This is a genomic window from Nocardia sp. NPDC101769 (genome assembly GCF_044766925.1).
Lineage (GTDB): Bacteria > Actinomycetota > Actinomycetes > Mycobacteriales > Mycobacteriaceae > Nocardia.
In genome coordinates, this window is record NZ_JBIWMX010000002.1 from 306,768 (window position 1) to 321,414 (window position 14,647).

The following is a 14,647-nucleotide window of genomic DNA, read 5'->3' on the forward strand; positions in this document are numbered from 1 at the left end:
CAGCCACCGTGCTGTCCCCAGCCCCCGCATTTTCGCCGAGCCCTCCCGCCCCGCCGCCGCTAGGGTGTGGTCCACACGAAGGGGGAGGCATGACAGACATGCTGCGCGCCGACATCACGGCGCTTCGAATCATGGCGGCGGGCATCCACTCCGAAGCAGCGGCCATCTCGGCCATCGACCCGGTCGACCTGATCGCGAAAGTCGGCCGGGCCATGCCGAATTCCGCGATCGGCGCCGCGGCCGTCACCGTCGGCGACCCACTCCTCGCCGCCCTCCGCAGGCTGGCCACCCATCTCCGCACCTTCGCCGACACCACTGCCCACACCGCAACCACCTATGAGGCCAGCGAACTAGCCCTCCAAACCCAGTTGGACGGCTACCTGCACGGCGCCTCCTGACCGGCCTCGCCCGGTCCGGCACCCGCACGAACAACGAACTCGCCTCCTGCTGAACGGTATTCGCCATCGGCACCTGCCGATTCGGCGTTCGTCGCCGAGGGGTGGGCAAATGACGCGCCGTGCGGGCCGGGCGCCCAGTGCGGGGACGCTTGCGCATGTGACCGTCCGGGTATCGCGCCGTGCGCCCGGCTTCGCGAGCGGCCGGCGGACGGTGCGGGATGGTGATACCGCGAGACATCACGCTGAGCCATTGGGCCGACACCGTGTGCTTCGCCGGCCGTCGGAATGAGGGCTCGGCCAGGCCATCGTGTGATCCGGGTGCGTCGGTCGTGCGGCAGTGCGGATTTCGCGAATCGGAACGGATTGCGTGGGGAGGCGCGATGGTACGGGCGGGGTTTTCGCAAGTGCGGGGGTGGGAGCCGGAAGCTGCGATCCGCTCCAGTTCGGGTGTGGCGGTCGCTGATTCGGCGTTCTCCGGGGCCATGACACGGGTGGGGCGCCTGGCCGATGTCACGATTGGCGGGTGGCAGGGGGCGGCCGGGACGGTGGCCGCGCTGCGGGCATGGGAGTCGCAGCTGGCGGCGAACCATCTTGGTGCGGCACTGCTCGATATCGCCGACGCGTTCGCCGAGGCGGGCGCGCTCGACCGGGTGTGTGCGCTGGTCGGGCAGCTCGCCGACGAGGCCCGGGCCACCGGCTGCCGGATCGCGGAGGACGGCACGGTCTGCGGGCCGCGCTCCGATACCGGGAACCCGGCGCTGGACTTGATCTTCCAGGCGGGTTTCGACGCAAGGGCGAAGCAAGTGCAGGCCCGCCTGGTGCCCCTGCTGGATCTCGCGGGGGAGATCGACGAGCGGGTCGGGGCCCGCCTCGGCACGGTGGCGGAGGCACTGGCGGGGTTGGCCGTGGATCCGACGGGTGGCGGGCCGAGCACGCGGGTCGCCGGGATTCTCGACGGGACCGCGGGACTTCCGGAAGACCCGAAAGCGCTCTGTGCGCTGTGGAAGTCGCTCACGCCCACGGATCAGGACGCGCTGTTCGCGGCCGATCCGCTGCTCGGGGACCGCGATGGGATGCCGGCGTTGGCCCGCGACCACTACAACCGGATCGCCTTACGACGGTTGCGAGCCGAGGCCGCGGCGGAGGATCGGCGGCTGGCCGACCGGCACCGGGACTGGACGCGTCACGAGAACCTGCCGACCACCAGCGCGGGCTGGATTCGGTTGCGGGAATGGGAAGCCGCGCGGGAGGAGGTGCGGACGCGCGATGCCGGGTACGCGGCGCTCGCCGACCGAGCAGCGGACGCGGGCTCGGGGCGACTTGTGCTGGCGGTGGACCGGAACGGGCACGGCGCGATCGCACTGAACAATCCGGATACCGCGGTGAATGTCGCGACGTTCGTTCCCGGCACCGGATCGTCGCTGACCGGTATCGGTCTCGGGGTGGACCGCGTGCAGGCGCTGCTCGATGCGGCGGAGCGGGCCTATCCGGCCGCGCGGACGTCGGTCATCGCGTGGTACGGGTACGACGCACCGCCGGATCTGGCCCAGGCGGCGCGCGATCGCCGAGCTCGGGCGGGCGCGCCCGCGCTGGATCGGTTCGAGAGTGGCCTGCGGGCCGGCCACCCGGGGCTCGCGGCCCATCAGACGGTCGTCGGGCACAGCTACGGGAGCACTCTGATCGGAGCGGCGGCCAGTGGAGCGAACTCCTTGGCGGCCGACGATGTGGTGTTCGTGGGAAGTCCTGGGGTCGGTGTTGATGATGTTTCGAAATTGCATTTGACGGGTATTCCTGCGGGCCACAACGGTGCGCATGTCTATGCCACTGCCGACCCCGCCGATCCGGTGCCCAAGTTCGGACAGTTTCTCCATGGGGTCGATCCGGTCGATCGCGAATTTCGCGCAACGGTTTTCACTTCTTCGGGGGCCACTATCGATCTTCCCGTGTTGCGGGCCCTGCCGTTCGATGTCGTGTCACACGGAAACTACTGGGAGCCTGCGAATCCGGGCCTGTGGCATCAGGGGGAAATCATCGCCGGACGCTATGGCAAATGATCCCGAACGGGCGGTTCGTTGCGTCGTGATAGCCGTTACTGCTGGTTGCGGATTCGTTGCGGGAGTGTCCGTACCACGGCTCTGGGCGGCCGACCAAACTGGTTTGAAACGGTCGGGTTCATGCTAGGGTTCCGTGAGGTTGGAATGGGAAGTCGGAGACAAATGCGCACTGAGAACATCAATAGGAAGTTCAAACTGCACGACGAGCGCAGGATCGCAGCCCAACTTCCGGAGCAACTTCTTGGTTTAGATGTCGTGGGTTTTGGGAAGTTAGAAGAGTTTCCGGGTGAGTTGCTGAACTCCTTCGGGGAATTCGCGAAGGGTTCCGTACCCCCGCAGTCCCGCATCTATCGCAATGCCCAGCCCAATCTCATCGACGCCTGGCTGCTGGAGCTGCTGCGCGGTGCGCGCATCGGAGACCGCTTCTACCTCCGCACCGGGCTGGAATACTTCCCCTGGGCCGACTGCCGCGTCCTCGACCACCGCTGGCTGGAGTCGCTGCGCCGCGTCATGGGCACCAACCAGGGATACATTGCGCACGACAAGAACTCGGCCGTCATGACGATCGGCACGCAGTACGAGGTGCTCGGCTTCGCCGCCGGCTCCGGCCTGCCGAGCGGGGCCGAGGCCGCGCCGGTCGAGGATGTCCCGACCCGCCGTATCGTCCAGGCCCCCGCCGGATCGCCGGATCAGGTGACCACGGCGCTGAGCGGCGACCTGCGGGCCCGCCGTCTGGCCGCGCTGAACTCCGACGCGCCCGCCGCCCGTGATCTGGACCCGGCCGCCGCCCTGGCCTCCATGCCGGATCTGCCCGCGACGCCGGCCCAGGACAATCCGGCCCCCCAGATCGTGGATGTGCTCCCGGTGCCCGCGCCGGAGGCCGTCGCCGGCCCCGGGCCCGCGGCGCTCGAGCCTGCTGCCGCGTCCGCGGCACCCGAGACCGTCGCCCCGAAGGGCGCCGCGCCGGGGGGCGCCGAGCCGGTCGCCGCCCAGTCGATGCCCGGCCGCGACGAGGCGCCCACCCAGCTCATCTCTCGCATCGTGGTGCCCACCGAAACCGACTGATTGCTCGCACGACCCACGGTCTCGATCCGAACTCGCCGTACGACCGTGGGTCCGAAGCGAACCGGCAGGGCCCGGCCTACGTTGTTCTGATACGCCGGGCTTCGTTCGCCGAGTTCGAAAGAGCCGATATATGTCGACATTCAATGGGCTGCCCGCCCATGTCCTGCTGGTGCATGTGATTGTCGTGCTGGTCCCGCTGACCGCGGGGCTGCTCATCCTGTGCGCACTGTGGCCCGCGGCCCGCAGCCGGTTGATCTGGCCGACGTCCGTGCTGGCAGTGCTGGTGACGGCATTGACGCCGGTGACCGTGGATGCGGGGGAGTGGTTCCAGCGGCAGCTGGGTAATCCCCCGGTGGTGGACGAGCACGCGCGGCTCGGCCATCAGATGCTGTATTTCGTTGCGCCGCTGCTGGTTTCGGCCGTGCTGCTGGTCTTCGTACATCTGTGGCGCGGACGTGAGAAGCCGGTGGGCCGGGCGGTGCTGGCGGTGATCGCACTGCTGGTGATCGCGAGCGGCGCGGCGGCCGGGTGGCAGACCTACCGGGTCGGGGACTCGGGGGCGCACGCGGTGTGGAACGGCGTGCTCAACCACTGACGGAGACGACTGTCGTGACCCGGCGGCCGGTCTGCGGGGCGGTCACCGGGCCACGGCAGTGCGGGCACGGTCAGATCTTGCGGATGACCGTGACGACCTTGCCGAGAATCTGGGCGTCATTGCCCGGAATCGGCTCGAACAGGGGGTTGTGCGGCATCAGCCACACCTGGGAACCGGTGCGCTTGAAGGTCTTCACGGTGGCCTCGCCGTCGATCATGGCGGCCACGATGTCCCCATTGTCGGCCACGTTCTGCTGACGCACGACCACCCAGTCGCCGTCGCAGATGGCGGCGTCGATCATGGACTGACCGACGACCTTCAGCAGGAACAGCGAGCCCTCGCCGACCAGTTCGCGCGGCAGCGGGAAGACATCCTCCACCGCCTGCTCGGCCAGGATCGGGCCACCGGCGGCGATCCGGCCCAGCACCGGAACGTAGGTCGGGATGGGGTGCTCGTCGGAGGCGTCGGCCTCGGTATTGACCGCGCGCAGCTGCGACACGCCGGCGGCGGCGCGCACCGCCGTCTCGTCCAGGCCCCGGACGTCCACGGCGCGTGGGCGATTGGGGTCGCGACGTAGATAGCCCTTGCGCTCGAGCGCCCGGAGCTGGTGTGCCACCGAGGAAGTCGAGGTGAGGCCGACGGCATCGCCGATCTCGCGGATGCTGGGCGGATAGCCGCGGTCGTGCACCGAGGCGCGGATGACCTCCAGCACCTTGCGCTGGCGCACGGTCAGATCGGCGCCGACACCGGACGATTCGGACAGGGGGCCACCACCGTCGGGACCAAGGGGTCCGTTCTCACCATCCGCGCCGCCGTGTTCGCTCACCGCCGCCGTCCTCCGTTCACTGCTGTCGCTCACCGGAATTCGTTCCCGGATGCGGTCCGTGGTGCGTCCGGGGAACTTGTGTCTCGACTGTAGTCCGTGTGACGCGTGTGATCAAACATCTGTTCGACGCATGTCGGGGAAATCAGTGACATTGTCGGTGGGCCGTGGTAGAAATTCGAACATCAGTTCTTCGAACACATGATCGAGTCAGTTGTCCAGCATCATTCGGTCCGCCCTACTTTGGAGGTTTCTTCGATGCGCGCCGTGGTCAGCGAAATCGACACTCTGGGAAGCGATCTGGGATTCGACAGCATCCCCTGGGGGCTGCGTTCCGATCGGTTCCGGCCCCGGACGCCCGCGGCCGCGGGCCGTCCCGCCGTGGACCGCCGCCCCTGCCGCGCGCGGGTCCGGCCCATCGCCGGCGCAGGTGTTCGACGCGACCATGTCGTTGTGCGATACGCGGCCCGGCGCGCCCGGGGCATTCATCCGCTGGATCGGGTGCAGCGCGCCCAGATCGGTCTCGCGGTCCTCGCCGTCACCGCGCTGATGAGCGCATTGGCCGTGGCCGGTCTGATCGCCCTGGCCCACTTGCGTTCCGGCGACTTCGATTCGCAGACCACCCCGTCCTCGGTCCAGATGGTCCAGTCACCGGTGCGATAGCGAGCTCGCTGCTGTGATAGTTGCCCGGTCGTAGCCGCTATTCGGGATAGAGCTCGACGGCCATGGGCGTGGCCGAAAATGCAGATTGAAAACTGAAACGTGTTGCTAGCGTCCCCCTGGATGTGACAGAGGCTACATCCGCGCGGTCGGTGCTCCGGCCCGCGCGCACAGCGACAGGGGGCGTCGATGCCGAGAGTTCGAGGGCTGATCCGGGTGGCCGGTGTCCTCATCTGCCTGATGATCGGGCTGGTGACCGCACCGGCCGCGCATGCGGAGTCCGCCTATGCCGAGTATCTGGATCTGCCGTCGGTCAATGGTGACGGCGCGGGAGGTGGCGGATTGAATCCCGCACTGCCCCTGGATCCGGACACCCTGCGCGCCGCGCTCGACGACGCGCGCGCCGCGGGTGTCGAACCGCGGCACTACGCGACCCTGCTGCATCAGTACTGGCTGGTCACCGCGACCCGGAATGCCGATATCGATCTGGCGGCCTGGGATCCCGGGCGCGGCGTCGCGGCCAATACCCGGACCTTCACCCAGGTCTACGTGAACTACCTGCGGCTCAACAACGCTCGCCCGGACTACTGGTGGACCGGTCTGGCCGGGCTGGCCGGCGGGTCGTTCGCGTCGGGCTTCTTCGACATGGGCGATGTGTCGGCCATTCTCACCGTGCCGGGCATCCATCAGCTCGGTGACTCGGTGGCCGATCTGCTGCGTGGCACCCCGCCGCAGCTGCTCGACATCCTGTCCGCCGACATCCGCACCTTGGGCACCGCGGGCGAGCGGCTCACCGCTGACGATCTGGCCTGGTACCAGACCCGGCTGATGATCATGCAGAAGCACATCTTCATCGACCAGGTGCCCATGCACGAGGCCTACGCGGCCGCGGGCCTGGCCGGTGTCGAGGAGATGTACCGGGCCGGCGTGCTCGACGAGAACGCCATCACCGCCTGGCGCGAGCTCGACGCGGGCACCCCCGACGGCCTGGCCGACGCCGCGCTGCGCATGACCGACCGGGAACAGAACCAGATCATCGCCGACCAGTGGGACGTCACCTCGCGCGGCCGCGGCGACATGGGCCGGGTCATGACCTATGTGAGCACGATCGCGGGCAAGGCCGCCGTTCCCGGCGTGCGCGCGCCCGGCGTCTTCGCGCCCACCATCCTCACCGCGGGCGCGATGTCGCTGCGCGCCCCGCTGCCCGACTTCAACTGGGCCGACCGCGACACGCGGTGGAACTACATCACCCACGATCTGCTGCCGCGCTACCTGGAACTGTGCGCGAATCCGGCCGCCGCGAGACCGGTTCTGGCCGTACCGTTCCCGGTCATGCTGGCCAATGGACGGCTCGTGCAGCGGTTGCCGGATCTGCTGGCCGACCTCACTTCGCAGTGGCAGGTGACCACCTGATTCGGGCCTGTGGACACGGGCGGACGCCGCCGATCGGGTCCGTCACGGTATCCTCGAGGTTGCTCGAGGTTGCTGTGGAAGCCCAGGCATCGACGAAGGATCCCGGATGCATTGCCCGTACTGTCGTCATCCCGATTCGAGGGTGGTCGACTCGCGTGAGGCCGAGGAAGGCACCGCCATCAGGAGGCGTCGTGCCTGCCCGGAATGTGGGCGCAGGTTCACGACGGTCGAAACGGCGATCCTGTCGGTCGTGAAACGTAGCGGTGTCACCGAGCCGTTCAGCCGCGAGAAGGTCATCCGCGGCGTCAGCCGCGCCTGCCAGGGCCGCGAGGTCGATTCCGACGCGCTGAACCTGCTCGCTCAACAGGTGGAGGATGCGGTGCGCGCCAAGGGTTCCCCCGAGGTGCCCAGCCACGAGGTCGGCCTCGCCATCCTCGGCCCGCTGCGCGACCTCGACGAGGTCGCCTACCTCCGCTTCGCCTCGGTTTACCGATCCTTCAGCTCCGCCGAGGATTTCGAACGCGAGATCGCCGACCTGCGCAAGCACCGCGCCGATCACACCGTGGGCGCGGCGACCAAGTAACTGGGCGACCGCTATCGGTCTCCCACCTCGATTTCCGGTCCGGCTCCGAGCAATTCGGAGCCGGACCGCTTCATTTCCGGCGTCTCATGCCTCGCCGCCGGGCGATGCGCCGGCCCGCAACCGTTTCCGAGAAGGCATGTGGACCGGTGCATGCGCGCGGAGGTAGCGCCTCGTCAGCGCTTTTGCTGGGGTGGGCGGCGGGCGATGTCGATCGCCTTCTCGATGCGCTTCGGCGACACGGGGTATGGGGTGCCGAGTTGCTGGGCGAACAGGCTGACGCGGAGTTCCTCGATCATCCACCAGATTTCTATGATGTCGCGGCCGCCCCGGCGGGACTCGGGGAGATTGCCGACGAGGCGGTCGTAGGCGGCGTGGACGCGGTCGAGTTCGGCCAGGCCGGCGCGGTCGCGGTTGGCGGACGCGGGGAGCGCCTCCAGGCGCAGGCGGGCGGCTTCCAGATAGCGGGGGAGTTCCCGCAGCCGGCCGCTGCCCCACTCGGCGATGAATCCGGGGAAGATCAGATCGTCGAGCTGGTGCGTGACATCGTCGGTGGCGTCGCGGTCGCGGGATTCGGCGAGGGCGGCGCGCAGCCGGTGCGCCTCGGCGAGAACCGGGACGACCGAGCGGACGATGGTCGCGACGGCCGTGGTGAACTGCGGGCGGACCTTCTCCACCAGCGCCTGGAACTGCTCGGGGCTGCGCACCGGTCCGCCGTTGGCGGCGATGAGTTCGTCGGCGGCGCAGGCGCGGCAGTCCTCGACCAGGGCGTCGAGGGTGCCGTACGGATTCTGGCTCAGCGCAAGGCGATCGGTGGGCGGCAGGCCGGCGGTGACGGCGCGGGTATTGGTGGTGATCGCCCCCAGCAGCAGGGCGCGGGTGCCGGTGCGCATGGCGGTGGCCTGGGCGGCGGGGGAGCTGAGGACACGCACCGCCACGCCGTCCGGTTCGGCGACCAGGGCCGGATAGCCGGTAATGGTCTGGCCGCTGACCTGGCGCTTCACCGAGGACGGCAGGGTGCCCAGGGATTCGGAGGTCCACACCGTGGACGGGGCTCGCTCGGCGGCATTGTTGGCGCGCGCCACCGACTTCGAGACCTGTTCCGCCAGGGTGGATTTCAGCTCGGCCAGGCTCTTGCTGCGGGCCACGACGGCGCTCGTCGGGTCGGTGGCGGCGAAGGTCATGCGCAGGTGGTCGGGCAGGCCCGCCGGATCGAGCATGGCGGCGGCGATGGTCACCGAGCCGAGCTGCGACAGCTCCCGGGCCAGCCCGGTGCGCAGTGGTTCGGCACGCGGGGTGAGGCGGTCCAGGGCGGCCTTGGCGAAGTCGGGTGCGGGAACCACGGTGCGGCGCAGCTGTTTCGGCAGCGTCTTGATGAACGCGGCGGCCAGTTCCTCGCGCATGCCCGGGACCAGCCAGTCGAAACCGACCGAGCGCACGTGCGCGAGCTGGGCGATCGGAATGTGCACGGTGACACCGTCGTCGGCCTGACCGGGCTCGAATTGGTAGGTGAGCGGGAATGTCAGTTCGCCCTGCCGCCAGCTGTCGGGGTAGGCGGTCGGATCCAGCAGCGCCGCATCCTCGTTCACCACCGTGGAGGCGGTGAAGTCCAGCAGGTTCGGATCGGTGCGCTGGGTCTTGCGCCACCAGCTGTCGAAGTGCCGCACCGACACGATGTCCGACGGGATGCGCTGGTCGTAGAAGTCGAACAGCACCTGATCGTCGACCAGGATGTCGCGCCGTCGCGCCCGATGTTCCAGATCCGCGACGTCGTCGAGCAATTCGCGGTTCCGCGCGAAGAAGTCGTGCTGGGTCTGCCACTCGCCCTGCACCAGCGCGTGTCGGATGAACAGCTCCCGCGACAACTCCGGATCGATCCGCCCGAAGTCCACCCGCCGCTGGGTTACCAGCGGAATGCCGTACAGCGTCACCCGCTCGTAGGCCGCCGCCGCACCCCGTTTCGCCGACCAATGCGGTTCGGAATATGTGCGTTTCACCAGGTCCCCGGCCAGCCGCTCGGCCCACTCGGGTTCGATCCGGGCCGCCGTCCGCCCCCACAACCGCGAGGTCTCCACCAGCTCGGCCGCCATCACCCATCGCGGCGGCTTCTTGGCCAGCGACGATCCCGGGAAGATCATGAACTTGGCATTGCGCGCCCCCAGGAACTCCCGGGTCTCGGCCTCCCGCACACCGATGTGCGACAGCATGCCCGCCAGCAGCGCCTGATGAATCGACGTCACATCCCACGGCAGCGAGTCGTTGGCCAACCCCGCTTTCGCCGCGAGGGTCTCGGCCGACTCCGCCCTGCTGCTGTCCGATGCCGCGCCGCGTGTGCTGCCGCGCGAACTCCGAGATCGGCTCGCACGGCCCGAGTCGTTGCCGGCCGCTGCGGGTACGGCGCGGTTGGACGCGTCGCTCTGCCGGGGCTGCCCGCCGCGGTCGGAAGAATTGCCGCGGTTCGAGTTACGACCCTGCCCCGGGTCGCTGGCGTGCGCAGCGTCGCTACCTCGCTGGTTTCGTCCGGTATGACCGTCGCGAGCGTCATTGGTGGCGGTATGGTCGCCGGATCCGGTTCCAGCTCTGCTCTCGATGCGATCGGCGCGGCTCGCACTCCGGCCGCGGCGGTTGCGCGGGGCGCCCTCGGCGTCGCCGGAAGGCGCTGCGGTGCGGTCGAATTGGGCGTCCGAGCCTTCGGTGTTCCAGCCGAGGCCGCGGGTGATGGTGCGGAGTTGGCCGTGCAGGTCCTGCCATTCGCGAATGCGGAGGTAGTGCAGGAACTCGTCGCGGCACAGACGGCGGAACTGGTTGGAGGACAGGGTATTCCGCTGTTCGCGGAGGTAATCCCAGAGGCGCAGGTAGGCCAGGAAGTCGGAGCCCTCGATGGTGAAGCGCGCGTGTTTGGTGTCGGCGGCCTGCTGGTGTTCGACGGGGCGTTCGCGGACGTCCTGGATGGACAGGGCCGCGACGATGATGAGGACCTCGGCGAGGCAGCCGCCGCGGTTCGCCTCGACCAGCATGCGGGCCATGCGCGGATCGACCGGGATCTGCGCCATTTCGCGGCCGATGGGGGTGAGGATCAGACCGGCGTCGGGAATGTCCTTGCGCGCACCGGCTTCGGCCTCCGCCCGGGCCAGCGCGCCGAGCTCCTCGAGCAGCGCGATGCCGTCGCGAATGGCGCGGGCGTCGGGGGCTTCGACGAACGGGAAGCTCTCGATATCGCCGAGACCGAGCGCGGTCATCTGGAGAATGACGGCGGCCAGGTTGGTACGCAGGATCTCGGGTTCGGTGAACTGCGACCGGGATTCGAAGTCGTCCTCGGAATACAGCCGGATGGCGATACCGTCCGCGACACGGCCGCAGCGACCGGACCGCTGACGCGCCGACGCCTGCGAGATGGACTCGATGGGCAGCCGCTGCACCTTCGTGCGCATGGAGTAGCGCGAAATGCGTGCGGTGCCAGGGTCGATCACGTACCGGATGCCCGGCACCGTGAGCGAGGTCTCGGCCACATTGGTGGCGAGCACCACGCGCCGGCCGGTGTGCGACTCGAACACCCGGTGCTGCTCGGCCGCCGACAGCCGCGCGTACAGCGGCAGAATCTCGGTGCGCGGCAGCCGCATATCCCGCAGCGAGTCCGCGGTATCGCGGATCTCGCGCTCGCCGGAGAGGAAGACCAGGATGTCGCCGTCGCCCTCGGCCTGCAGTTCCCGCACCGCGTCGCCGATGGCGTCGGTGGGGTCCCGGTCGACGATCCGGGTGTCCTCGTCGTCGGGGTCCTCGGAGGTGACCGGCAGCTCGAGCGACAGCGGGCGGTATCGGACCTCCACCGGATAGGACCGTCCCGACACCTCGACAATCGGTGCGGGAGTGCCGTTCTCGTCGGAGAAGTGCCGCGCGAACAGCTCCGGGTCGATGGTTGCGGAGGTGATGACGATTTTCAGATCCGGCCGCTTCGGCAGCAGCTGCTTGAGATACCCGAGCAGGAAGTCGATATTGAGGCTGCGCTCGTGCGCCTCGTCGATGATGATCGTGTCGTAGCGGCGCAGCAGCCGGTCGCGCTGGATCTCGGCGAGCAGGATGCCGTCGGTCATGAGTTTGACCAGCGTGCGGTCCGACGCCTGATCGGTGAAGCGGACCGTGTAGCCGACCGCATCGCCCAGTTCGGTGCCGAGTTCCTCGGCGATGCGCTCGGCCACGGTGCGGGCGGCCAGTCGCCGTGGCTGGGTGTGGCCGACGGTGCCGCGGATCCCGCGCCCGAGCTCGAGGCAGATCTTGGGGATCTGGGTGGTCTTACCGGAGCCGGTCTCACCGGCCACGATCACGACCTGGTGGGCGGCGATGGCCGCGGCGATATCGTCGCGGCGCGCGGACACCGGTAGCTGCTCGGGATACCGGATGGTCGGGACGGCGGCGCGGCGGGCATCCACCCGGCGCTGCGCGGCGTCGATATCTGCTTCGAGGTCGGTGAGATCGCCGCCGCGGGCCTTGTCGAGCCTGCGACGCAACCGGTGCTCGTCGCGGATCGAGAGATCGGCCAGGCGGGAACGAAGCTCGCGAGAGGTGGCGGCGGTCCTGGTCATTGCATCGTCAACGATAGCGAAGAGTCGGTCCGGGCCGGTCGGCGCGGTGTCCGGCGGCCCGATGTCGCGCTTGCCGGAAGTGTGCCGCACCGGCGTATCGTCCGCATTCGGGTGTTCGGCATGCGACCACCGGGCCATGGTCGTCAGAGGTGGAACGCCCGTGTGGATCCGGGTGCTGCGCATCGTTTTCGGAATCCTGGGCTCGGTGGTGCTGGTCTGGATTCCGCTGTGCAACGTGGGCAACCCGAACTATTCGTATCGCAACTTCCATCGATGTGCAGCCGACCGCGCGGTGGATCGACGACAGCCTGCACCGGGTGATCCCGATCATGCTGATCGCGGACTGGTTGCTGGTGGCCGCCGGCCTGGAGCCGGCCGCTCGGCTCATCCTGGGCTGGCCGGCCTACCCGCTGGCCTACGGCGCCTACACGCTGCTGTGCGGAACGTCCGTCGACGGGTACCCCTCGGTTCATCGACCCCAGCGGCCGGAGCTACGCCCACCTGCCCAGCGAACTGGTGAGCATGGCCGTGGTCTTCGTCATCCCGGGCGTGATCGTGGGGGCGCTGAACGGGCTGGTACCCGGGGCCGTCGGCCGCTGACTCCGGCTCAGACCGCCCGGGTCATGAAGACACTGTGCGGGTCCGGCGTGTACTCCGCGAACGGCCCGCACTGCTCGAATCCGTAGTGCTCGTACAACCGCACCGCGGGCCGATAGAACTCCGACGCCCCGGTCTCCAGGCTCAACCGCGCGTATCCGCGTGCGGCGGCCTCGGCGAGGATGTGCCGCAACAACTGTGACGCCACCCCGCGCCCCCGGTGGCCCGTCGCGGTCCGCATGGACTTGATCTCGCCGTGCACCGGATCCAGCTCCCTGAGTGCCCCGCACCCGGCCAGTTCCGTGCCCTCCCACGCCGACCAGAAGGTGATCTCCGGTTTGCGCAGGGCGGTCACATCGAGCGCGTGCATGCTGTCTTCGGGCGAGTTCACCAGCATCTCGGCAACGTGGGCCTCGAGCAGTCCGATCACCTCGTCCCCCCTCAGATCGTCGATCACAATGCGCATGCCGCCAGGCTATCCGCCGATCTCGACAGCGTGACGGTATGGGGCGCGCCGCCGGTTCCGGGGACTGACCGCCCGCGCCAACCCGCCGACGTACCGTGCCGTCCGTTCCCGTGTGATGTGTGTGTACTCCCGGGACCGGTGAGACTCGGTGTGGTCGGGCAGGTTTCGTGATCATTTCGGGTTATCCGGCCCGGCGGTTCGGGCCGTCGTGGGGCGAACCGCAACGGCACGGTTCCGAGGGTGCTACCGCGGGGCGTCGGATACGTGCACGCCGACTCGAAGCGTGAAGACGGCCCGGAAGCCGCAAGGCTCCGGGCCGTTGCCATTCGGCCGGCCTCACATACCGCGCAGCACCTGAAAACCCGCGCGCTGCACCACGACCGGAATGCGCCGCGCCGCCTGCAGATGCCTGATCCGGGCGGCGTCCGGGAGTTCGTCCCAGGGCAGCGGTTCGGCGTCGTCGTGGTCTTCGGGGCCCGGGGGTTCGGCAGCGCGGCGGGCGATGCGATCGGTGATCCAGCGCTGGTATTCGAGGCAGGCCAGCGCCCGGACCTCCGTGTCGGTGAGGGCCGCGCTCTGCTCCGGGTCGAAGGCGGGCACCATGAAACAGCCGATGGCGGCGAGGTTTTCGCCGATCCGGCGGGCCTGCACGCGATGCGAGGCGCGCTGCCGGTCCGGCAGTTGGTCCCAGCCGCGCAGGGCGTGGGCGTCGGGCGGGACCTCGCCCGTGGTCATGGCGGCATGCACGCGGGCCTGATGCTCGAGGCGCTCGCGGGTCTCGTGCACCGCCTGCGCGAGCAGTTCGGTGACCTGGGCGGTGACATAGCCGGTGAGGCTGTCGAGCACCCGATCCTGCGCATCCAGTCGCGCCTCCATCCGCCGGCATTCGTGCAGGATGGCCTGGGCGTCGAGGTAGGTCTGCTGGGATCGGCGGTCGCCGGTGCGGCCCAGCACATCCTGGCCGACCATGATCACGATCATGAACACCAGCTGGGCCAGGGTGGACAGGAACGACATGAACGCGAACGGGTAGGGGTCGATGCGCTGGATTCCGGTCTCCGCCAGCAGGATCCATACCGCCTGGGAGCCGAGTGCCAGATAGAACCCCCACACGCTGCCGAGTTTCACGGTCAGCCAGGCCGCGATCCGGCCGTTCACGCCGACCGCCTGATCGGCGGCCTGCGGCGGGTTCTGCACCCGGTGGCGCTCGATCCAGGGATGCTCGGTGGTCTCGAGCAGGCTCAGCCCGCGGCTGAGCACCCGGTCCTGACGGTCCAGGTGCGCCTGCAGATCGGCCACCTGATTGAAGATCGCCTCGGCGTTCTCGTAGGTCTGCACCGACCGGCGGTCGGCCGCGCCGCTGAGCACGCGCTGACCGACCAGGATGACCAGGCACAGCACCAGCTGCGTGACATT

The 14,647-nt window shown here is 69.0% G+C and carries 11 protein-coding genes; 7 read left to right on the forward strand and 4 right to left on the reverse strand.

Annotation, left to right across the window (positions count from 1 at the left end; all coding sequences use genetic code 11):
- Positions 1-89: 89 nt before the first annotated feature.
- From ACIRRA_RS04425 to ACIRRA_RS04440, 4 genes are all read left to right on the forward strand, one after another.
- Positions 90-398, forward strand: coding sequence for a hypothetical protein (locus ACIRRA_RS04425; RefSeq protein WP_402762950.1), 309 nt, complete (start codon positions 90-92; stop codon positions 396-398).
- A 449-nt stretch (positions 399-847) separates the two neighbouring features.
- Complete coding sequence (locus tag ACIRRA_RS04430; protein ID WP_402762953.1) at positions 848-2,452, forward strand: alpha/beta hydrolase; 1,605 nt, start codon at positions 848-850, stop codon at positions 2,450-2,452.
- 255 nt (positions 2,453-2,707) lie between these two features.
- Positions 2,708-3,517 carry a hypothetical protein gene (locus ACIRRA_RS04435; RefSeq protein WP_402762955.1) on the forward strand — a complete coding sequence of 270 codons (810 nt, stop codon included), beginning with the start codon at positions 2,708-2,710 and terminating at the stop codon, positions 3,515-3,517.
- Positions 3,518-3,647: 130 nt separating this feature from the next.
- A complete protein-coding gene (locus ACIRRA_RS04440; RefSeq protein WP_402762958.1) occupies positions 3,648-4,112 on the forward strand; it encodes a DUF2231 domain-containing protein in 465 nt (154 codons plus the stop codon).
- A gap of 70 nt (positions 4,113-4,182) precedes the next feature.
- On the opposite strand, the gene lexA is transcribed toward ACIRRA_RS04440, so the two are convergent.
- A complete protein-coding gene (gene lexA / locus ACIRRA_RS04445) occupies positions 4,183-4,971 on the reverse strand; it encodes a transcriptional repressor LexA (RefSeq protein WP_402762960.1) in 789 nt (262 codons plus the stop codon).
- Positions 4,972-5,193: 222 nt separating this feature from the next.
- On the opposite strand from lexA, the gene ACIRRA_RS04450 reads away from it, so the two are divergent.
- The 3 genes from ACIRRA_RS04450 (at position 5,194) to nrdR (ending at position 7,591) form a co-directional block, all read left to right on the forward strand.
- Complete coding sequence (locus ACIRRA_RS04450) at positions 5,194-5,598, forward strand: hypothetical protein (RefSeq protein WP_402762962.1); 405 nt, start codon at positions 5,194-5,196, stop codon at positions 5,596-5,598.
- A gap of 186 nt (positions 5,599-5,784) precedes the next feature.
- Entirely contained in the window at positions 5,785-7,008 is a 1,224-nt protein-coding gene (locus ACIRRA_RS04455) for a hypothetical protein (protein WP_402762965.1), read from the forward strand.
- 106 nt (positions 7,009-7,114) lie between these two features.
- The gene (gene nrdR / locus ACIRRA_RS04460; protein ID WP_354848181.1) at positions 7,115-7,591 is read left to right on the forward strand and encodes a transcriptional regulator NrdR; all 477 of its coding nucleotides are present in this window, start codon (positions 7,115-7,117) and stop codon (positions 7,589-7,591) included.
- Positions 7,592-7,764: 173 nt separating this feature from the next.
- On the opposite strand, the gene hrpA is transcribed toward nrdR, so the two are convergent.
- The 3 genes from hrpA to ACIRRA_RS04475 form a co-directional block, all read right to left on the reverse strand.
- The gene (gene hrpA, locus ACIRRA_RS04465; protein ID WP_402762969.1) at positions 7,765-12,168 is read right to left on the reverse strand and encodes an ATP-dependent RNA helicase HrpA; all 4,404 of its coding nucleotides are present in this window, start codon (positions 12,166-12,168) and stop codon (positions 7,765-7,767) included.
- Between the two features lie 607 nt (positions 12,169-12,775).
- Positions 12,776-13,231 carry a GNAT family N-acetyltransferase gene (locus tag ACIRRA_RS04470; protein ID WP_402762972.1) on the reverse strand — a complete coding sequence of 152 codons (456 nt, stop codon included), beginning with the start codon at positions 13,229-13,231 and terminating at the stop codon, positions 12,776-12,778.
- Between the two features lie 336 nt (positions 13,232-13,567).
- Positions 13,568-14,632 carry a DUF1003 domain-containing protein gene (locus tag ACIRRA_RS04475; RefSeq protein ID WP_402762975.1) on the reverse strand — a complete coding sequence of 355 codons (1,065 nt, stop codon included), beginning with the start codon at positions 14,630-14,632 and terminating at the stop codon, positions 13,568-13,570.
- Between the last annotated feature and the right edge of the window lie 15 nt (positions 14,633-14,647).

Excerpts from the sequence above, each read along its gene's own strand:
- ACIRRA_RS04425 (WP_402762950.1), top strand. The coding sequence starts at position 90 with ATGACAGACATGCTGCGCGCCGACATCACGGCGCTTCGAATCATGGCG.
- ACIRRA_RS04440 (WP_402762958.1), top strand. The coding sequence starts at position 3,648 with ATGTCGACATTCAATGGGCTGCCCGCCCATGTCCTGCTGGTGCATGTG.
- ACIRRA_RS04450 (WP_402762962.1), top strand. The coding sequence starts at position 5,194 with ATGCGCGCCGTGGTCAGCGAAATCGACACTCTGGGAAGCGATCTGGGA.
- ACIRRA_RS04455 (WP_402762965.1), top strand. The coding sequence starts at position 5,785 with ATGCCGAGAGTTCGAGGGCTGATCCGGGTGGCCGGTGTCCTCATCTGC.
- nrdR (WP_354848181.1), top strand. The coding sequence starts at position 7,115 with ATGCATTGCCCGTACTGTCGTCATCCCGATTCGAGGGTGGTCGACTCG.
- hrpA (WP_402762969.1), bottom strand. The coding sequence starts at position 12,168 with ATGACCAGGACCGCCGCCACCTCTCGCGAGCTTCGTTCCCGCCTGGCC.
- ACIRRA_RS04470 (WP_402762972.1), bottom strand. The coding sequence starts at position 13,231 with ATGCGCATTGTGATCGACGATCTGAGGGGGGACGAGGTGATCGGACTG.